Annotated in this window: 14 protein-coding genes; 6 read left to right on the plus strand and 8 right to left on the minus strand. The window is 63.4% G+C overall.

Annotation, left to right across the window (positions count from 1 at the left end; translation table 11 throughout):
* Window positions 1-59 precede the first annotated feature (59 nt).
* Window positions 60-1,400, minus strand: a complete 1,341-nt coding sequence (locus ABIB78_RS14770; protein ID WP_429025568.1) for an ABC transporter substrate-binding protein — start codon at window positions 1,398-1,400, stop codon at window positions 60-62.
* Window positions 1,401-1,850: 450 nt separating this feature from the next.
* On the opposite strand from ABIB78_RS14770, the gene ABIB78_RS14775 reads away from it, so the two are divergent.
* On the plus strand, window positions 1,851-2,609 hold the full coding sequence (locus tag ABIB78_RS14775; protein ID WP_429025570.1) for a Spy/CpxP family protein refolding chaperone: 759 nt from the start codon (window positions 1,851-1,853) through the stop codon (window positions 2,607-2,609).
* Between the two features lie 224 nt (window positions 2,610-2,833).
* Here the strand turns inward: ABIB78_RS14775 and ABIB78_RS14780 are convergent, their stop codons facing one another.
* From ABIB78_RS14780 to ABIB78_RS14790, 3 genes are read right to left on the minus strand one after another with little or no spacing between them, the layout of a single operon-like run.
* Complete coding sequence (locus ABIB78_RS14780) at window positions 2,834-3,235, minus strand: VOC family protein (RefSeq protein WP_429025572.1); 402 nt, start codon at window positions 3,233-3,235, stop codon at window positions 2,834-2,836.
* A 24-nt stretch (window positions 3,236-3,259) separates the two neighbouring features.
* Window positions 3,260-4,447, minus strand: coding sequence for an acyl-CoA dehydrogenase family protein (locus tag ABIB78_RS14785; RefSeq protein ID WP_429025573.1), 1,188 nt, complete (start codon window positions 4,445-4,447; stop codon window positions 3,260-3,262).
* Window positions 4,448-4,457: 10 nt separating this feature from the next.
* Entirely contained in the window at window positions 4,458-5,864 is a 1,407-nt protein-coding gene (locus tag ABIB78_RS14790) for an MFS transporter (protein WP_429025576.1), read from the minus strand.
* Window positions 5,865-6,132: 268 nt separating this feature from the next.
* Here ABIB78_RS14790 and ABIB78_RS14795 point away from each other — a divergent pair, with 268 nt between their 5' ends.
* The gene (locus tag ABIB78_RS14795) at window positions 6,133-6,384 is read left to right on the plus strand and encodes a PilZ domain-containing protein (protein WP_429025577.1); all 252 of its coding nucleotides are present in this window, start codon (window positions 6,133-6,135) and stop codon (window positions 6,382-6,384) included.
* Between the two features lie 266 nt (window positions 6,385-6,650).
* Here ABIB78_RS14795 and ABIB78_RS14800 read toward each other — a convergent pair whose 3' ends face one another.
* Window positions 6,651-8,720 (minus strand): ATP-dependent helicase, encoded by a 2,070-nt coding sequence (locus ABIB78_RS14800; protein WP_429025579.1) that lies wholly within the window; start codon window positions 8,718-8,720, stop codon window positions 6,651-6,653.
* Between the two features lie 111 nt (window positions 8,721-8,831).
* Here ABIB78_RS14800 and ABIB78_RS14805 point away from each other — a divergent pair, with 111 nt between their 5' ends.
* A complete protein-coding gene (locus ABIB78_RS14805; RefSeq protein WP_429025581.1) occupies window positions 8,832-9,089 on the plus strand; it encodes a hypothetical protein in 258 nt (85 codons plus the stop codon).
* Window positions 9,090-9,251: 162 nt separating this feature from the next.
* Here ABIB78_RS14805 and ABIB78_RS14810 read toward each other — a convergent pair whose 3' ends face one another.
* Together ABIB78_RS14810 and ABIB78_RS14815 are read right to left on the minus strand one after the other, a co-directional pair.
* Window positions 9,252-9,506: a hypothetical protein gene (locus ABIB78_RS14810; protein WP_429025583.1), complete on the minus strand. Its 255-nt coding sequence runs from the start codon at window positions 9,504-9,506 to the stop codon at window positions 9,252-9,254.
* A gap of 101 nt (window positions 9,507-9,607) precedes the next feature.
* Window positions 9,608-9,808, minus strand: a complete 201-nt coding sequence (locus tag ABIB78_RS14815; protein ID WP_429025585.1) for a DUF3072 domain-containing protein — start codon at window positions 9,806-9,808, stop codon at window positions 9,608-9,610.
* A gap of 61 nt (window positions 9,809-9,869) precedes the next feature.
* Between ABIB78_RS14815 and ABIB78_RS14820 the strand changes: the two genes are divergently transcribed.
* On the plus strand, window positions 9,870-10,202 hold the full coding sequence (locus ABIB78_RS14820) for a hypothetical protein (protein WP_429025587.1): 333 nt from the start codon (window positions 9,870-9,872) through the stop codon (window positions 10,200-10,202).
* A gap of 99 nt (window positions 10,203-10,301) precedes the next feature.
* Window positions 10,302-10,520, plus strand: coding sequence for a hypothetical protein (locus ABIB78_RS14825; protein WP_429025589.1), 219 nt, complete (start codon window positions 10,302-10,304; stop codon window positions 10,518-10,520).
* Between the two features lie 14 nt (window positions 10,521-10,534).
* Here the strand turns inward: ABIB78_RS14825 and ABIB78_RS14830 are convergent, their stop codons facing one another.
* A complete protein-coding gene (locus ABIB78_RS14830; protein ID WP_429025592.1) occupies window positions 10,535-12,523 on the minus strand; it encodes a PAS domain S-box protein in 1,989 nt (662 codons plus the stop codon).
* Between the two features lie 275 nt (window positions 12,524-12,798).
* On the opposite strand from ABIB78_RS14830, the gene ABIB78_RS14835 reads away from it, so the two are divergent.
* Entirely contained in the window at window positions 12,799-19,089 is a 6,291-nt protein-coding gene (locus ABIB78_RS14835; protein ID WP_429025593.1) for a HAMP domain-containing protein, read from the plus strand.
* The last annotated feature ends 15 nt before the right edge of the window (window positions 19,090-19,104 follow it).

Here is a 19,104-nt window from a genome sequence, read left to right on the forward strand (position 1 = left end):
CGTGACGGCAAATGTATCACGGCGACCGGCAACAGGCCGCCGCAACAACACCCCTGCTGTTAGCTTCGCATAAAGCCTTCGCACTCGCCTTCCGCCCAGGCCAGCGTGCCTTCCATCTTTTCGCCCTGCGAGTAGCGGAGCGCCATCTTGGTCAGCGTCGCCTGCGTGTAGATCTGTTGCGCGACCTTCGGCGGCGCGGGCGAGGCCGCAATCGACAGCTTCTGATGGTTATGAGGGTTGGGGTAGTGATAGAGCGTGCCCTTCGGCGGCTCTTGCTCCGCCCAGGTCTTCAATGTGGTCAGTTTTTCATACGCTGGCAGGTCATAGCCGCCACTCGCCACAACCAGCTTCTCGATCGATGACGGCTGCGACAGGTGGGCGAGCAAGCTCTTTGCTGCTTGCTTGTTCTTGGAGAAATTCCAGGTGGTCCAGAAGAAGGGCAGGTAGGGCGCGAATCGGCCCTTCGGCCCGGCCGGGAAACCGTGGGTCCAGCATTGCGCGGCAACCTCAGGCGCGTCGCGCTTGGCGACCGCCCAGGCACTCGGTGGATTCATGATCAATGCTCCCTTGCCCGAGATCAGCCACTTGTTGTTCGAGGCATCATCCCACGCGGCTGCGTCCGGCGGCAGGAAGGCAATCAGCTTCTTATAATAATCGAGCGCTTGCCGAACGGCGTCGGTCTTAACGGTGAGGTTGCCCTTGGTGTCGACGAGTTCCGCGCCGAATGATTGAAAGATCGCGCCGGCAGTGTCGACGCTGTCGGAGGTCTCGCCAAGACCGATGCCGAAGGGGAAGCCGCCCTTGGAGCAGGCTTCCGCCGCTTTTAGGAACGTATCAAGGGTCCAGTTGTCTGCTTTCGGCGGACTGCCGGCCGGATACATTTCCTGGACGTCGATGTTGGCCAGTTTCTTCATCAGGTCGATGCGGGAGCATGGCCCCTTGATCTGGCTGCCGATGCAGGCAGGGACGCCGAGCCACGTGCCATTGGCTTGGCCGAGATATTTGACCGTGTCGTTCACTTCGCCGTTCTGCTTGATGATCGGATCCATGACGTCGTTCACAGGCTCAAGCAGCTCCGCATTAGCGTGCGGCAGCCAGGTCGGCATCGCCAGAATGTCGTGGCCGGATTTGGCTTGCGCTTCGGCTGCGCTGGTCAGGAGAAGCTTGTTGCCCTGGCTCGTGATGTAGTCGATCTGAACTTCGACCTTTTCCTTGGCTGCCCATTCATTGACGAGGTCGGTCGAGGTCTTGTTGGCACCGGGCACCCAGTGATCCCAGAAACCCATCGAGAGCTTGCCGGCTGCGTAGGCGCCACGCACGTAGGGGGCTGTAATGAGCGCAGCCGATGACAGCGCTGTCGCTGCAACGAATTCTCGGCGTGAAAGCTTCTTCCGTGACATGGCGATCCCTCCCTGGCAGCCGACGGATAAAGACTTTGCATCCCGTTGTTGTTTTGTGCGTCGCGTTCGCGCGACGTCGCGGGATTTCGTTGGCGCTGATCAGAACAGAATTGCCGGCTGCTGTCGAGAAACGAGATGCCTGTGCCACGTAGTACTAACGTTGTGGTCAAATCGCAGGCAGTGTCATCGGCTTCGCCGCAGTTGCGGGTGGTCTGCGGCGCTTCTCCGATCATGCTGCGACGCACGCGAGGTTTGACGCAGACACGCGCGCAGACGGTGCGCGGTTGAGCCGCAGGTTTCCGGTCAAGTCTCCGGTCACGCTGTGTTCCGTCATGCTGATGCCCAGCGTGACCGATAGACTTGCCGAAGCTGAAAACGATAAGGTCCGGATTCGTCGAACGTACCCCCGCATCAATTCTGCAATCCACCATCGATCACGGAGACCCGATCATGCTCATCCCGGTTGCGAAGCTGCGAGCACAATGGAGATTGTGCGCCGCCGTTGGGGCCGCCACCGTCACACTGCTCGCAGTGCCTCATATGGTCGATGCGCAGATCGTGCAGGGCGTCGAAAAAGGCGCGCGGGAGGGCAACAAGGCTGCTGGACCGGTCGGCGGCGTTTTGGGGGGCGCGATCGGCGGCGTTGTCGGGGTGGTGACTGGCGTGACCGGGGTGCTGACCGGCAACAATGGCAATAATACCAGCCCCAATGCCGGCAACGGCAAGAATGCGCAGGCCCCGGCGTCAGGCGACAAGCAGGGCGCCAAGGCCACCAAATCAGCCAAGGCCGCCGCCAAGGACAAAGGTGCGAAGCAAGCGCCGACCGTGCTGACCCAGGCTGGCGCACCGCAACTCACAGCAGAACAGATCGTCGCCAACAGCGACGCCAACATCGAGCGGATCAAGAAGGAGCTCAACCTGACGCCGGAGCAGGAGAAGAATTGGGCCGGCTTCAACAGTGCGATGCACTATCTCGGCCATAACGGCGCCGACCGTCTCAACCTGCGCATTGCGCGCGCACAGCGCGATCCGCCCGACGACATCATCGAGCAGATGCGCAACGAGGCCCAGTTCCTCAATGACCGCGCGGTCGATCAGCGCGGCGTCGCAGACGCCGCCGAACCGCTCTATGCGAGCCTTGACGACAACCAGAAACAAATCTTCATCAACGAAATGGTCCGCCTCAGCCACGAACGCGGGCTCGACTGAGCGAAGTGGGATGAATAGCCGGGCCACCATGCCCTGGGGTAGGTTAAAGGCGCAGCACCCGGCTATTCTGCCGCAGCGGCGCGGCCCGGCTAATTCGTCATTCAATGTTGAAGAAAAACGGACCGGATCACGCCCGAGTGATGGCCGAGTCAGGGCCTTGTCGGGAACCGATTTCGCGACACGAAAATTGGCCGACGCATGCGGACAATCCGGCGAAGGCCGGTTCAGCTCTTCGGGAAGTTCAACTCCACGCCGACGCCGTCGGGATCGTAGAGGAAAATCTGGGTGTCACCGGTGCGCGGCACGATCTGCTCGCGGAAAGTAACGTTCTTCGCCTGCAGGCGCTTCCGCACGCCTTCGACATCAGTGGCGGCAAAGGCGATATGGTCGAGGCGGCCGGTGTCCTCGTATTTCTTTTCGGTGCCGCGCACGACGATGCCGTCGCGCGGCTTGCGAGTGCCCATCAAATGGACAGTGGCCTGGCCGCCGGAATAGAGCCAGTAGCCAGGGAAATCGAGCGGCGGCCGATCGCCATTCTCGAGCCCGAGCACATCGCAATAGAACTCCCTAGTGCGCTCGAGGTCCTGTGGCTCAATGGTGTAATGCTGTAGTCCGCCCAATGGCATGGTTCTTCTCCTTGAGAAATCGGGTTAGACGAAGCTGAGGTCCGCATCGGCGCCCAGCATCCAGGCACCGACGGTCTCGAAATGGCTGAAGCGGCCCTGCAATTGCTGGGTCACGGTGTGGATGTCGCGGAAGCGCCGCTCCAGCGGATGGCCGTCGAAGATCGCAGTGGCGCCGGCCGTGTTGTAGGCGAAGTCGACGGCTTCCCGCGCTTTGTGGATGGCGTGCGTTGCCGCCATCCGGATCGTGATGCGCTGCGCAACCGTGATGCTGTGGCCGGCGACCAGATCGTGCCAGATATCCGCCATCGACTGCAGCAGGAAAGCGCGGGCCGCGCGCAGATTGACCTCGGCCTGGGCAAGGCCGGACTGCACCACCGCATTGTCGCGCAGCGTCTTCTTCATGCCGCGCGGCACCTTATTGCGGGCGACGTCGACGAAATTGTCCAACGCGCTGCGGGCAATGCCGCAGGCGACCCCGGCGAAGCCCACCTGGTAGCAGGTGTGTGCGCTCATCCGATACAGCGGCCCGTTCTCGCGGCACTCGCGATCGAATTCGCGGGTGATCGAATGGTCCGATCGCACGAAGAAGTCGTTCAGCGCGAACTGGTCGCTGGCGGTGCCGCGCAGCCCGACCGTATTCCAGATGTCGGTCCATGCGACGTCTTCGGTCCGCACCAGCATGGTGCGCTCGATTTGCTCACCATTGGCGTCGCGGCGCGGCGAGCCGTCCGCGGCGTAGACCGGGCAGTGGGCGCCGAGCCAGGTGGCGTGCCGCCCGCCGGAGGCAAACGACCAGACCCCGGTGACGCGGTAGCCGCCCTCGCACTCGATCGCCTTCACTTTCGGGCCGGGGCCCCAGGCGAGCACGGCGCGCGGGTCCGCAAACACCTCCTGCGCGACCGGCAGGTCGAGATAAGCTGCCGACATCGCACAGCCGCCGGCCTGGCTCAGGCACCACGCCGTCGAGGCGTCGGCCTTGGCAATGGCCTCGATCGCATGGAAGAAGGTGACGGGATCGGTCTCGATCCCGTCAGTCGATCGCGGCAACAGCAGGCGAAACAGCCCCGCCTCATGCAGCCGGTCGAGCAGGTCCGGCGGCAGGCGGCGCGTCGTTTCGATATCGTTGGAGGCCGCCGCAACGGCGTCCCTGATCGCCTCGGCGCGGGCGATCACGTCGCGATCGCCCGCAAGATCCGCTGAAGTCACGCTCATATTCGCCTCCTCAAGCGCGCCGGATCGTTGCAGAGGCCGCGACGTCAACCGTCGCGTTGAGCTCCTTGTCGATCTGCTCGATCGACTTACCCCGGGTCTCAAGCCCGAAGAACAAATAGACGGCGCCCGCCATCAGGAACCAGCAACCGAGATAGACGAAGGCGGTCGGGATCTGGGTGAGTGGCACATCCGGCTTGAGATAGTTGTTCGAGCCGACGATCAGGGCAAGGCCGACCGGCCCGATGATCTTGCCGATGCCGCCGAAGCCGTAGGCCGATCCCATACCCGTGGTGCGCAGATGCGACGGCCAGACCTCCGCAGCATAGGGACCGACGATCGCAAAGCCGCCGTCGGCGAAGAAGAAGGCGGCGGCCAGCAGCAGCCAGAACGCCGACATGCCGAACAGCGTCGTGTCGTAGTGATAGCCTGCGATAATTGTGAGCGCGCCAGCGCCGAAGCCGAGCAGGCCACCCGCCACGCGCCGTCCCAGCAGTTCCGAGAAGTAGGAAAACGAGATGCGGCCGAGGAAGCCGGTGATGCTGAGCAGGATCATCATCTTGGCGGCCTCCTGAGGTGTAACCTTCAGAAGCAGCACGAACAGCGCGGGCGCCCAGAGCGTGATGCCATAGACGCCGGTCTGCGCGCCGGCATTGCCGAGCCAGGAGACGATCAGGCTGCGCGGATATTTGAACAGGTCGAACCAGCTGGCCTTGACGACCGGACCGGCGTCGGCCGCGCTCGGCAATGGCAGTTCCGACGGCTGAACCTGCAGGGCCCAGGCGAGCGACTTGCGGGCTTCGTCATAGCGTCCCTGCCGGCACAGCCATCGCGGCGACTCCGGAACCCAGAGCCTGACCAGCAGCACCAGGACCGATGGCAGCACGCCGATCGCAAACAGCAGCCGCCACTGATCGGTGCCCATGATCGCTCCCAGCACCGCGCCGAGGCCGACGCCGAGCGGGATCACGCAGGTGACGAGGCCGCCGACCCAGCCGCGCTTGTGCGAGGGCATGAACTCCTGCACCAGCGGCAGGTCGACGCAATAAAGTCCGCCGACGCCGGTACCGACGAAGAAGCGCAGGATTGCCAGATAAACCCAGCCGTTGTCGGGCGTGAAATAGAGCAGGCCGGTCGCGATCGAGAAGTTCAGAACCGTGCCGATGAAGACGATGCGGCGCCCAACCCGGTCCGCGAGCCAGCCCCAGAGATAGGCGCCGAGGATGGCGCCGATGCCGGAACTCATCAGCACGGTGGCCGACTGGCCAAAGGTGAGTTTCCAAGGCCCGATCAGGAACGCGAGCACAAAGCCGATCAGGAAGTAGTCGAAGAATTCCAGCGCATCGCCGATGATGGCCGCCGCAAGGATCTTGATCTGGTTGCCGGTCAGAGTCGTCCGGCGATCGAGAATCTCGAACATGGCGCGTCTCCCCATGGCGCCTGTTCATTTTTGTTCGGAACGTGCGTCGCGCCAGCGCATCGCCCACAGAGTGAGGCTATCCTCGCGTCATCGCGAACGGCAAGCCCGCACCGACGCGGGGCTCATCTGCACGGACGTGATAAGCAATTCGGCTTACTGCCGCGCACAAATCATGGTGCGAAAGCCCGATGTGAGCAGCGGGAGCCGTTGACTCCTGCAATGCCGATCGCCCACGTTTGCGCGAAGAAGCGCCCAGGGGGCAGGCCGGATGGACGAAAAGCGCAGGCATCCGCGAACCGAGGTCAATGAACCCGGCTATGTCTCGTCGGCCGGTTCGGTCATGCATTGCACGATCGTGAACATATCGCCGGAGGGGGCAGCCATCGAGGTCGAGAATCCGGCCTTCGTCCCGCATCGCTTCCGCCTGGTGATGGCCCGCGACGCCTCGGTTGTCTATGAGTGCCAGGTGGTCTGGAGCAAGAAGACGCGGGTTGGATTGAGTTTCGTGACGACCGCCTGAGCGCGGCAGAACCTGCACATGCCGATCCCGGTACGTGATCGAACCCGCGACATGATCACGGTGGCCGGTTCCGGTTATACCCTAAAGGGCTTCGAGCAGCCGGTTACACTGCTTTCTGCCTGAATTGACGCGGCACAAAAAAGACGGCTCCAGCGTGCAACTGCGCGCCGAAGCCGTCGGGGATGGTCGTTTGCCGATTACGAACGTCGCCTCAACGCCGTGCCGGCGACTTCGTTCCCGCCCGCTCGAAATCCTCTTGAACCGTGTCAGCGCCACATGCCACGCATCCGGGCACCGATGTCTATCGGCGGCGCACGGTTGGCGGAGGAGGCTTGCGCGGCGGCGGCGCGCGGCCATGTGGTCCGCTCGAACATCGACAGCAGCCGTTCCGGGATAAAGCGGGTGCGCGAGGCGTACATGTGGCGATCGCCCTTGGCGGCCTGGCCGTGGACAAAAAAGCGCTGCGGCACCAACAGATGCAGATCGTCCTTGGCGCGGGTCATGGCGACATAGAGCAGGCGGCGCTCCTCCTCGAGTTCCGCCGACGTGCCGGCGCCGAGGTCGGAGGGCATGCAGCCGTCGACGACATTCAGCACATAGACGGATTTCCATTCCTGCCCCTTGGCGGAGTGGATGGTCGACAGGATCAGATAATCCTCGTCGAGCAGCGGCACACCGGCCTGGTCGCTGGTCGCATCGGGCGGATCGAGCGTGAGCTCAGTGAGGAAGCGTTCGCGTGACGGATAGCCGGCAGCGATCTGCTCGAGCTGAATGAGGTCGGCGCGGCGGACCTCGCTGTCCTCGTGGATGCGGTCGAGATGCGGCTCGTACCAGAGCCGCGCGCGTTCGATGTCGACCGGCCATTCCGAGTAGCGGAGGTTCTCGATGGCTTCCACGAACAGCCGCCAGTCGGCGCCTGAACGGGGCGGGGCGGGCAGCGCGACGAGCGCGGCAATTGGATCGGCGGCCTCGGCTATGCGGTCGAGCACGCGCTGCGCTGAGGCCGGCCCGACGCCCGGCAACAGATGCAGGATACGAAAGCCGGCGACCCGATCGCGCGGATTGGCGGTGAAGCGCAGCAGCGCCAGCATGTCCTTGACATGCGCGGCGTCGAGGAATTTGAGGCCGCCGAATTTGACGAAGGGAATGTTGCGGCGGGTCAGCTCGACTTCCAGCGGTCCGCTGTGCGAGGAGGTGCGGAACAGCACCGCCTGGTGCTTCAACAGCGCGCTTTCCTCGCGGTTGGCCAGCACTTGCTCGACGATGTAGCGGGCCTGATCGGCCTCGTCGCGGATTGCGACGAGCAGCGGCTTTCGGGTCGAGGTCCGGTCGGTCCACAGGTTCTTGGTGAAGCGTTCGTTGGCAAGCGAGATCACGCCATTGGCGGCCGACAGGATCGGCTGCGTCGAGCGATAGTTGCGGTCGAGCGTGACGATCTCGGCGGCTGGGCTGAACTGGCCCGGGAAGTCGAGGATGTTGCGCACGGTCGCGGCACGGAACGAGTAGATCGACTGCGCGTCGTCGCCGACCACGGTGAGGCCGCGCCCGGCCGGCTTGAGTGCGAGCAGGATGGAGGATTGCAGGCGGTTGGTGTCCTGATATTCGTCGACCATCACATGGTCGAAGCGGCCGCCGATCTCCTCAGCCAGGGCAGTGTCCGTCACCATCTGGGCCCAGTAGAGCAGGAGGTCGTCGTAATCGAGCACATTCTGGCGCTGCTTGGCTTCGACATAGGCCGCGAACAACTGCTTCAGTTCGCTGGCCCAGCCTGAGCACCACGGAAAGAATTGACCCAGCACCGCCTCGATCGGCATCTCCGCGTTCACGCAGCGCGAATAGATCGCAAGGCAGGTGCCTTTGGTCGGGAACCGGCTTTCGGTCCGGGAGAAACCAAGATCGTGACGGACCAGGTTCATCAGATCGGCCGAGTCCTCGCGATCATGGATCGTGAAAGCCGGGTCGATGGCGATGCGCTCGGCGAATTCGCGCAACAACCGTGCGCCGATGCCATGGAAGGTTCCGGCCCAGTTCAGCGCGTCGGTCACGACCGAGGCGCGCTCACCGAGCACGCGTCGTGCGATGCGCTCGACGCGGCCGGCCATTTCGGCGGCGGCGCGCCGCGAAAAGGTCATCAACAGGATGCGGCGTGGATCGGCGCCTGCGACAATCAGATGCGCGACGCGATGGGCGAGCGTGTTGGTCTTGCCGGAGCCCGCGCCCGCGATCACCAGCAGCGGGGCGCCGACGATGCAATCCTTGCCGACCCCGTGCTCGACCGCGCGGCGCTGCTCGGAATTGAGCGCATCGAGATAGGCTGTGTTGGCAAGATCAGGCACGAATCACCCCCACGAAACGCTAACAGACATTGCGATTCAGTAGGGCCGCGCACTTGCGTCGGAGCAGAGAAATTAGATTGACATTAACGCGTCGCGGAGCACAACCGCGCCATGGGTGACGTATCCAAATCCGACACGCCGCTGAAGGCGACGTTCAAGGTGCGGCTGAACGGCGAGACGGTGACGCTCGCGACCGTCGGCCAGGCCTACCGCTTCATCAGCAATCTCAGCGCCGTCGAATGGATGGAGTTCCGCTCACTGCACGACGATGCCGTGGTGGCGCTGGAGCGTGCGGCCGGTAACGCCATGCTGACGGTGCAAGCAACCAACGCGCTGCGGATGCTGTTCGTCCGCGCAAAATTGCTTTGAAGAAGAAATGGGCCGCCTTGGCCCTCCGAGGCGGCCCGAGATAGCAGCCGAAGCGCGTTGCGCATCTGGCCGACGCGTGTACCGCCGTTACCTTGTTTGCGGCCATAACGAACAGGGCCTTACGCAACAACCGCCGATTCGGCTGTAGCTGCCACGCAACAATCAGTGGCCGACGTCGTCGACCAGGCGGTCATACACAAGGGCAGAGCGCAGGTTCATCGTTGCGATCTTCAGATAGCCCGGCTCGCGCATGGCGTTGTTGAACATCATGATCGCCGTCTTCCAGTAACCGCGCTCGCGCTGATCCATATTCAGCGCGGACAGATAGTCCGCCGCATCGCCAACGGTTGCGAGCGTTCGCCCGTCCTTCAGCGCAATCGGGAACGCAAGCGGCGATCGCTTCTCCAACTCCAGCACGTCAGGCTCCCCCAAGGCAAAGCGGCAACAACAGGAACAGAACTAGCTGCGCCGCTATATCAAAGCCTTAAGAGGGTGTCCGGCCGGTTGGGGTCGGCGGTTCAGAAAGTGTCCGCCAGCGCGATCTCGGCCTTCAGGGCATCAATGCGTCGTTGCGCCTCCTCGGACGTCAGGTCACGCGCGTACTGGTTGGGCTGATAGGCCTCCTCGGCGAGGCTCCTCAACCGGAGCGCCTGGGCACGGGTCATCAGCCCGCTAAAGTGCTCCGCGACACCGCCAAATCTCACCGCTGCCATGCTCATCGCTCGCCTCGCTTCCTGGATCGTGACTTGACAATATGTTCTATTTTTGTTCTAACAAGCCATGGACAACAAAATCAATGAAATTCGTCGAAAGATCAGTACTTTGCGGGCCGAGATGACCCTCGTCGAGGCGTCAATTCGGGATCAGGTCAATCGCGACCTCGATTGCAGCGAAGCGTCATACCGGCTGATGGCGATGCGCGCTGAGGTAGCCAAGCTGATCGGTCGCTGGAAGGCTGCCGGCGGCGGCGACCCCCTCCCGACGGTTCGGGAGCGGCTGAGCCGAAGCTACGAGGAGCGCGACGGTCCTAAGGTCGGGTTGGACAAGGCGAGGCCGGTGCCAGCCAAGGTAATGCCAGGGTGTAAGCCGGCCAATCGATCGAACGGGAGCTGACGCCGTTTCCGGCCAAATCAGGTTTCAGGGCGGGAACCCGAGCCGCAGGATCTGCATTTTCTTGTGGTGAGAGCCAACACCATAGCATCGCCCAGCGCCATGATCGCCGATCCGACCGCGCCACCGCGGGCATCGATGAATGACGATCGCAGTCCGCTGCTGACGCTGATCTCCTGCATCAGCTGCAACAGGACGATGCGGCTCGAGAGCAGCCATCCGGGCAGCGAGGGCAGGGATATTCTTCAATACCGCTGCGAACAATGCAACCGCATCGAGCGGGTACAACTGGTCCGGCGAAGCTGGCCCGCGGAACGCTAGCCGTTCGGTTTGAACTAGGAGCCGGCTCTTGCTTTTGGTCGGGACGCAACGTCACCCGCCGCGGAATCGACCTCGCGAGAAACGTCTGCTGACGGGCTGCTCGTCGCGCCGCCGAAGCTTTGCCCCGTCAGCTTGGAGAGCTCACGGCCGAGCTCGTGAATGTGATACGGTTTGCGCAGCACCGGAAAGTCCGACATTACGTCACGCGCACTCTCGCTGTAGCCTGTCGTCAGCAGGATCGGCAGCGCGGGATTCCTGTCCCGGATCGCGCGTGCCAGCTTCAGCCCGTCCATCCGGCCGGGCATGACGATGTCACTGAACACCACATCGACCCCGTTGGCGTCGATTTCCGATAAGGCAGCCTCAGCGTTCGACGCCCAGCGCACGGCGTAGCCGAGCTGTTCGAGCAGGCCCGTGCTCGCATCGGCCACGGCGGGATTGTCCTCGATCAGCAGAACGGTGGCGGAGCCACGCGCGCTGGGGCCCGCGGCGGTGCGTTTTGCGGCCGCGGTCCCGCGCGGCAGATAGATGCTGACCGTCGTGCCCTTGCCAAGTGCGCTTGCGATCTCGACCCGGCCATCAGCCTGGTGCGCGAAACCGTGGACCTGGGACAGCCCGAGGCCGGTCCCTTTGCCGACCGGCTTGGTGGTGAAGAACGGATCGAACACCTTGCTCAGCACGTCGTTGGGAATGCCTTCACCGGTATCGGTCACGCTCACGGCCACCTCGGCTTTGGCGGGAACGTTGCGCACCGCGATGGTCAGCGTGCCGCCGTCCGTCATCGCATCCCGCGCATTGACCGCGAGGTTGATCAGCGCAGTCTCAAACTCGGTCGGGTCGACGAAAATCGGCCAGACGTCCGGCTGGACCTCCGTGCTGAGCTTGATCATGCCGCCGAGCGCGCAGGCCAGGACCTCGCGCACCGCGGTGATCCGGTCAGCGACGTTGACGGTCTGCGGATTGACGCTCTGACGCCGCGCGAAGGTAAGGAGCTGGCTGGTCAGCGATGCGGCGCGCTGAGACGCGGTTTCGATCGCGCCGAGCGCACGCTGGCCGCGCTCACTCGTCACCTCGCGTTTGATCCGGTCCAGATTGCCCGAAATGATCATCAGCAGGTTGTTGAAGTCATGCGCGACGCCGCCGGTCAACTGGCCCAGCGCATCCATCTTCTGGGATTCCGCAAGCTGGCGCTGCACCTGTTCAAGCTTCTGTTGCGCCTCGCGCCGTTCGGAAATGTCCCGCGTGATCTTGGCAAAGCCGACCAGGCTGCCATCGGCTTCGCGGATCGGATCGATCACGACGCTGGCCCAGAAGAACGAGCCATCCTTGCGGACCCGCCAGCCTTCCTCCTCGTAATGCCCAGTCTCTTCTGCGATCTTGAGCGCGCGGGCCGGCTTGCCCGCGGCCTGGTCGGCGGGCGTATAGAACCGCGAGAAGCTCTGGCCAATGATTTCGGCGGGCGAATAGCCCTTGATGCGCTCGCCGCCGGCATTCCAGTTGGCGACGATGCCGGCCGGCGTCAGCATATACAGCGCATAATCGGTGACGCTACTGACCAGCAGGCGGAACTGGCTTTCTCTTGGCTCGAGGTCGGCGCGCTCCTGCCGGCGCTCGGTGATGTCGCGAGTGGCCAGCGCGTAGCCCACGAGCTTGCGCTTCTCGTAGATCGGATCGATGACGATCGAAGCGTAGAATTGCGATCCGTCCTTGCGGACACACCAGCCCTCCGCCATGGCAGGCCTTTCCCTCCGCGCGATCTGTAACGCTTTCGCGGGAAAGCCCGATGCACGATCCTCCGCGGGATACAAGATCGAGAAGTGCTTGCCGAGGATCGCCTTGGCCGGATAGCCGGTGATGCGTTCGGCGCCCTTGTTCCAGTTGATCACCCGTCCATCGGGGGCGAGCATGCAGATGGCGTAGTCAATCGCACTTCCGGCCAACAGCCGAAAATTGCGCTCGCTCTCGAAAATACCTCGTTTGAGCTGATTTGATTTCTTAACCATCACAAACCCTGCAGCGCCCGAAACGTTTGGGGGAGCCCAAACGTTCCAGACGATCGTATGAGGACCAACCAAGACGAACGACCTACGCTGCTTCGCAAGAAAGTTCCGAAGGTTGTGGGAACCTTTGGTTCCATTCGCGATTAAGGTACTCGGTTTGCGTCACAAATCGCGCTTCTGGCGTTTTCCCGCTTGAATAGATCAAGGGCAGTCATTCTTATGGTCGCACTGGCTTTTCCGAGTCTTCGGATTCATGGCCAGCGTGTAGGGGAATTTACATGACCGATCTCGGTTCGCCGCCTCGTCCCCGTGCTGATACACGCCGCGCCCAATCATCGAACGGAAGCCTCGATTCCTCGCACGATCTGCTGCAGTCCCTGCAGGCAATGCGCGCCGGCGACTTCTCGGTTCGGATGCGCGGCGACTATCTTGGTATCGACGGAAAGATTGCCGACGCCTTCAACGAAATCGCAGCCGCCAACGAGCGGATGGCGCAGCAATTGGCGCGCGTCGGACAGGTGGTCGGCCGTGAGGGGCAGACCCGCCAGCGCGTCAATTTCGGCCTCGCCAGTGGCGCCTGGGCCGACATGGAGAGCTCGGTCAACACCCTGATCGACGATCTGCTGTGGCCGACCCGCGAGGTCACCCGCGCGGTCGCTGCGGTGGCGCAGGGCGACCTGCTGCAGACGGTGCAGCTCGACGTCGAGGGCAGGCCGCTGCGCGGCGAATTCCTGCAGTCGGCAAACATCGTCAACACGATGATCAAGCAGCTCTCGGTGTTCACCTCCGAGGTCACGCGCGTGGCGCGCGAAGTCGGCACCGAGGGCAAGCTCGGCGGCCAGGCCCAGGTGCCGGAAGTGACCGGCGTCTGGAAGGACCTGACCGAGAGCGTCAACTCGATGGCCAACAACCTGACCGGCCAGGTCCGCAACATCGCCGAGGTGACGATCGCGGTCGCCAACGGCGACTTGTCCAAGAAGATCACGGTCGACGTCCGCGGCGAGATCCTGCAGCTGAAGGAGGCCATCAACACGATGGTCGATCAGCTGCGTTCATTCGCATCGGAAGTGACGCGCGTGGCGCGCGAGGTCGGTACCGACGGCAAGCTCGGCGGTCAGGCGATCGTGCCCGGCGTCGCCGGGACCTGGAAGGACCTGACCGACTCGGTGAACGCGATGTGCGGCAACCTGACCGCCCAGGTCCGCAACATCGCCAACGTGACCACGGCCGTGGCGCGCGGCGACCTGTCGCGCAAGATCACGGTCGATGTCAGCGGCGAGATCCTCGAGCTGAAAGACACCATCAACACGATGGTGGACCAGCTCAATTCGTTTGCGTCGGAAGTGACGCGCGTGGCGCGCGAGGTCGGCACCGAAGGCAAGCTCGGCGGCCAGGCCCAGGTGCCCGGCGTGGCCGGTACCTGGAAGGACCTGACCGACAACGTCAACTTCATGGCGTCGAACCTGACCGCCCAGGTCCGCAACATCGCCGACGTCGCGACCGCGATCGCGGGCGGCGACCTGTCGAAGAAGATCACGGTGAACGTATCGGGCGAGATCCTTCAGCTGAAGGAAACGCTCAACACCATGGTCGACCAGCTCAACGCCTTCGCCTCCGAAGTTACGCGCGTGGCGCGCGAGGTCGGCACCGAAGGCAAGCTCGGCGGCCAGGCCAACGTGCTCGGCGTCGCCGGCACCTGGAAGGATTTGACCGATAACGTCAACTTCATGGCGTCGAACCTGACCGCCCAGGTCCGCAATATCGCCGGCGTCACCACCGCGGTCGCCAATGGCGACCTGTCGAAGAAGATCACGGTGGACGTGCGCGGCGAGATCCTCGAGCTGAAGGACACCATCAACACCATGGTGGACCAGCTCAACGCCTTCGCCGGCGAGGTGACGCGCGTGGCGCGCGAGGTCGGTACCGAAGGCAAGCTCGGAGGCCAGGCCGAGGTGCGCGGCGTGGCGGGCACCTGGAAGGATCTGACAGACAGCGTCAACTCGATGGCCTCGAACCTGACCGCGCAGGTCCGCAACATTGCCGAGGTCGCGACCGCGGTGGCGAAGGGCGACCTGTCGAAGAAGATCACGGTGAATGTGTCGGGCGAAATCCTTCAGCTGAAGGAAACGCTGAACACGATGGTGGACCAGCTCAACGCCTTCGCCGGCGAAGTGACGCGCGTGGCGCGCGAGGTCGGCACCGACGGCAAGCTCGGCGGCCAGGCCGAAGTGCCCGGCGTCGCCGGCACCTGGAAGGATCTGACCGACAGCGTCAATTCGATGGCCGGCAATCTCACGGCGCAGGTCCGTAACATCGCCGAAGTGGCGACTGCGATCGCCGGCGGCGACCTGTCGCGCAAGATCACGGTCGACGTCCGTGGCGAGATCCTTCAGCTGAAGGAAACGCTGAACACGATGGTCGACCAGCTCAACCGCTTCGCGGGCGAGGTGACGCGCGTGGCGCGCGAGGTCGGCACCGACGGCAGCCTCGGCGGCCAGGCCAACGTGCCGGGCGTCGCCGGCACCTGGAAGGACCTGACCGACAACGTCAACTCGATGGCCGGCAACTTGACCGCCCAGGTCCGCAACATTGCGGAAGTGACCACTGCGGTGGCTCGTGGTGATCTGTCGCGCAAGATCACCGTCGACGTGAAGGGCGAAATTCTCGAGCTGAAGAATACCATCAACACGATGGTCGACCAGCTCAACGCTTTCGCGGGCGAGGTGACGCGCGTGGCGCGCGAGGTCGGCACCGAAGGCAAGCTCGGCGGCCAGGCCGAAGTGCCCGGCGTCGCCGGCACCTGGAAAGACCTCACCGACAACGTCAACTTCATGGCGTCGAACCTGACCGCGCAGGTCCGCAACATCGCCGAGGTCGCGAGCGCGATCGCCGGCGGCGACCTCTCGAAGAAGATCACGGTGGACGTCCGCGGCGAGATTCTGCTGCTCAAGGACACCCTGAACACGATGGTCGAGCAGCTCCGCTCGTTCGCCGCCGAAGTGACGCGCGTGGCACGCGAAGTCGGCACCGAAGGGCGGCTGGGCGGCCAGGCCGTGGTGCCCGGCGTCGGTGGCACCTGGAAGGACCTCACCGACAACGTCAACCTGCTGGCCGCGAACCTGACCACGCAGGTTCGCAACATCGCCGAAGTCACCACCGCCGTGGCGCGCGGCGACCTGTCGCGCAAGATCACGGTCGACGTGAAGGGAGAAATCCTCGAGCTGAAGAACACCATCAACACGATGGTAGACCAGCTCAACGCCTTCGCCGGCGAGGTGACGCGCGTCGCGCGCGAAGTCGGCACCGAGGGAAAGCTCGGCGGCCAGGCCGAGGTGCGCGGCGTGGCCGGCACGTGGAAGGACCTTACCGACACCGTCAACGTCATGGCGGCAAACCTGACCGAGCAGGTGCGCGGCATCGTCAAGGTGGTGACCGCGGTCGCCAACGGCGATCTGAAGCAGAACCTGACGGTGAAGTCGAAGGGCGAGGTGGCCGCGCTCGCCGACACCATCAACAACATGACGGAGACACTTGCGACCTTCGCCGAACAGGTCACCAGCGTGGCGCGTGAAGTCGGCGTCGAGGGACGGCTCGGCGGTCAGGCCAACGTGCCCGGCACCGCCGGCACCTGGAAAGACTTGACCGGCAACGTCAACCTGCTGGCGGCCAACCTGACCTCCCAGGTACGCGCGATCGCGGAAGTGGCAACCGCGGTGACCAAGGGCGACCTGACGCGCTCGATCCAGGTCGACGTGCGCGGCGAGGTCGCGGAGCTCAAGGACAACATCAACACGATGATCGGCAACCTCCGTCTCACGACGGAGCGCAACACCGAGCAGGACTGGCTGAAGACCAATCTGGCGCGCTTCACCAACATGCTGCAGGGCCAGCGTGACCTCGCGACCGTCGGCCGCCTGTTGCTGACCGAGCTTGCGCCGCTGATCAACGCGCATATGGGCGTGATCTACCAGGTCGACAATCCCGAGAATGCGCAGCTGCGCCTGCTCTCAGCCTATGCCAGCGACAGCAGCAATCCGCATCCGCAAATCGTCCAGTTCGGCGAGGGATTGATCGGTCAATGCGCGCTCGACAAGCACCAACGCCTCGTCTCGGACATTCCCGGCGACGCGGTGCCGATCAATTCGGCATTGATGCGGATCATGCCGAAGAATCTCGTCGTATTCCCGGTGCAGTTCGAGAACCAGGTCAAGGCCGTGATCGAGCTGTCCTCGATCTCGTCGTTCACGACATCGCAAATCACCTTCCTCGAACAGCTGACTGACAGCATCGGCATCGTGCTCAACAGTATCGAGGCGACGATGCAGACCGAGGCGCTGCTCAAGCAGTCGCAACAACTCGCCGGCGAGTTGCAGACCCAGCAGAAGGAATTGCAGCAGACCAACGATCAGCTTGAGCAGAAGGCCCAGCAGCTCGCCGAACGCAACGTCGACGTCGAGCGCAAGAACCAGGAAATCGAGCAGGCGCGGCGCGCGCTGGAAGAGAAGGCGACCGAGCTATCGCTCACCTCGAAGTACAAATCCGAATTCCTCGCCAACATGTCGCACGAGCTGCGGACGCCGCTGAACTCGATCCTGATCCTGGGCCAGCAGCTCACCGAGAATCCGGACGGCAATTTGACCGGCAAGCAGGTCGAATTCGCCCGCACCATTCACGGCGCCGGCACCGACCTGTTGAACCTGATCAGCGATATTCTCGATCTCTCCAAGATCGAGTCCGGCACGGTGACGGTCGATGCCGAGGAAATTCTCACCTCGAGCCTGCTCGAGACCGTCGGACGGCCGTTCCGGCACGAGGCGGAGAACCGACATCTTTCCTTCAGCATCGATGTCGACGCCAATCTTGCGCGCAGCATGGTGACCGACTCCAAGCGGCTGCAGCAGGTGCTCAAGAATCTGCTGTCGAATGCCTTCAAGTTCACCGCGGATGGCGGCGTCAGCCTGACTGTATCGGCCGCGCTCGGCGGCTGGAGCGTGGAGCATCCGATCCTGAATGCAGCGCCCGCCGTCGTGGCGTTCGAAGTGTCGGACACCGGCATCGGCATTCCCCAGGACAAGCAGAAGCTGATCTTCGAGGCGTTCCAGCAGGCCGACGCCGGCACCAGCCGGAAATACGGCGGCACCGGTCTTGGTCTGGCCATCAGCCGTGAGCTGGCGAGCCTGCTCGGCGGCGAGATCCATCTGCGCAGCGCACCGGGCAGGGGCTCGACCTTCACGCTCTATCTGCCGCTGAAATATGCCGGACCGTCGGTGGCATTGCGCCCGCATGCTCAGCCGATACCAATGCCGCACACGGCGGCACCGTCGCTGCAGGCATCAGGCACGCAGGAGCGTGTGATCGAGCAGCTTCCGGACGACCGGCTCAATCTCGAGCCTGGCGACACCATCCTGCTGATCGTCGAGGACGACCCGCATTACGCGCGGGTCCTGATCGATCTGGCACGCGACAAGGGCTTCAAGGTTCTGGTCGCGAGCCGCGGCGCCGAGGCGCTTGATCTCGCCAAGCAGTTCCAGCCAAGCGCGGTCTCGCTCGACGTCTTCCTGCCCGACATGCTCGGTTGGACCGTGCTGAGCCAGCTCAAGCACAATCCGCTGACCCGTCACATTCCGGTTCAGATCATTACGCTCGACGAGGATCGGCAACATGCACTCGCACGCGGCGCCTTCTCCTTCGTCAACAAGCCGACCACGACCGAGGGCGTGAGCGCGGCGCTGTCGCAGATCAAGGAATATGCGAGGCCGCGTCGCAAGCGTCTCTTGATCGTCGAGGACAATGCGGCGGAGCAGCTCAGCATCACCGAATTGCTCGGGCATGGGGATATCGAGATCGTGACCAGCGGTACCGGGGCAGGGGCGCTGTCGACGCTGCGAGAAAATCCATGCGACTGCGTCGTGCTCGATCTGCGTTTGCCCGACATGAGTGGCTTTGAGGTGCTGGATCATATCCGCAAGGACGAGACGCTCTCCAATATTCCCGTTGTCGTGTTTACGGGCCGGGAACTTTCCGCTGAGGAAGACGCGGAACTGCACACGATGGCGCGCAGCATTGTCGTCAAAGGTGTGGAGTCGCCAGAACGCCTGCTCGACGAAACGTCACTGTTCCTGCACCGTGTGATCACGGAATTGCCGGTCGAAAAACAGAGGATGCTGGAGAAGCTCAATAGTTCCGATGAGGATCTTATTGGCAAGACCGCGCTCCTGGTCGACGACGACGCCCGCAACATCTTCGCGCTGTCGAGCGTGTTGGAGCGGCGAGGTATGAAGGTGTTGACTGCGACAACCGGTCACGAGGCGATCTCGCTGGTCGAATCCAATCCGAAGATCGCGATCGTGCTGATGGACATCATGATGCCGCAGATGGACGGTTACCAAACCATCGGCGCGATCCGGCAAAATCCCGCCTTCGCGCGGCTGCCGATCATCGCGCTCACAGCGAAAGCGATGAAGGGCGACCGGGAGAAATGCCTGGAAGCAGGCGCGTCCGACTATCTGGCGAAACCCGTGAACACAGAGCAACTGCTGCTGGCGATCCGCATGTGGCTGCACCGCTGATCGGCGATCGAACAT

Source organism: Bradyrhizobium sp. I1.14.4 (genome assembly GCF_050435825.1).
Taxonomy (GTDB): Bacteria; Pseudomonadota; Alphaproteobacteria; order Rhizobiales; family Xanthobacteraceae; genus Bradyrhizobium.

Bases quoted from the DNA above. Each gene is read 5' to 3' on its own strand.
- ABIB78_RS14770 (WP_429025568.1), bottom strand. From the start codon at position 1,400: ATGTCACGGAAGAAGCTTTCACGCCGAGAATTCGTTGCAGCGACAGCG.
- ABIB78_RS14775 (WP_429025570.1), top strand. From the start codon at position 1,851: ATGCTCATCCCGGTTGCGAAGCTGCGAGCACAATGGAGATTGTGCGCC.
- ABIB78_RS14780 (WP_429025572.1), bottom strand. From the start codon at position 3,235: ATGCCATTGGGCGGACTACAGCATTACACCATTGAGCCACAGGACCTC.
- ABIB78_RS14785 (WP_429025573.1), bottom strand. From the start codon at position 4,447: ATGAGCGTGACTTCAGCGGATCTTGCGGGCGATCGCGACGTGATCGCC.
- ABIB78_RS14790 (WP_429025576.1), bottom strand. From the start codon at position 5,864: ATGTTCGAGATTCTCGATCGCCGGACGACTCTGACCGGCAACCAGATC.
- ABIB78_RS14795 (WP_429025577.1), top strand. From the start codon at position 6,133: ATGGACGAAAAGCGCAGGCATCCGCGAACCGAGGTCAATGAACCCGGC.
- ABIB78_RS14805 (WP_429025581.1), top strand. From the start codon at position 8,832: ATGGGTGACGTATCCAAATCCGACACGCCGCTGAAGGCGACGTTCAAG.
- ABIB78_RS14815 (WP_429025585.1), bottom strand. From the start codon at position 9,808: ATGAGCATGGCAGCGGTGAGATTTGGCGGTGTCGCGGAGCACTTTAGC.
- ABIB78_RS14820 (WP_429025587.1), top strand. From the start codon at position 9,870: ATGGACAACAAAATCAATGAAATTCGTCGAAAGATCAGTACTTTGCGG.
- ABIB78_RS14825 (WP_429025589.1), top strand. From the start codon at position 10,302: ATGATCGCCGATCCGACCGCGCCACCGCGGGCATCGATGAATGACGAT.
- ABIB78_RS14830 (WP_429025592.1), bottom strand. From the start codon at position 12,523: ATGGTTAAGAAATCAAATCAGCTCAAACGAGGTATTTTCGAGAGCGAG.
- ABIB78_RS14835 (WP_429025593.1), top strand. From the start codon at position 12,799: ATGACCGATCTCGGTTCGCCGCCTCGTCCCCGTGCTGATACACGCCGC.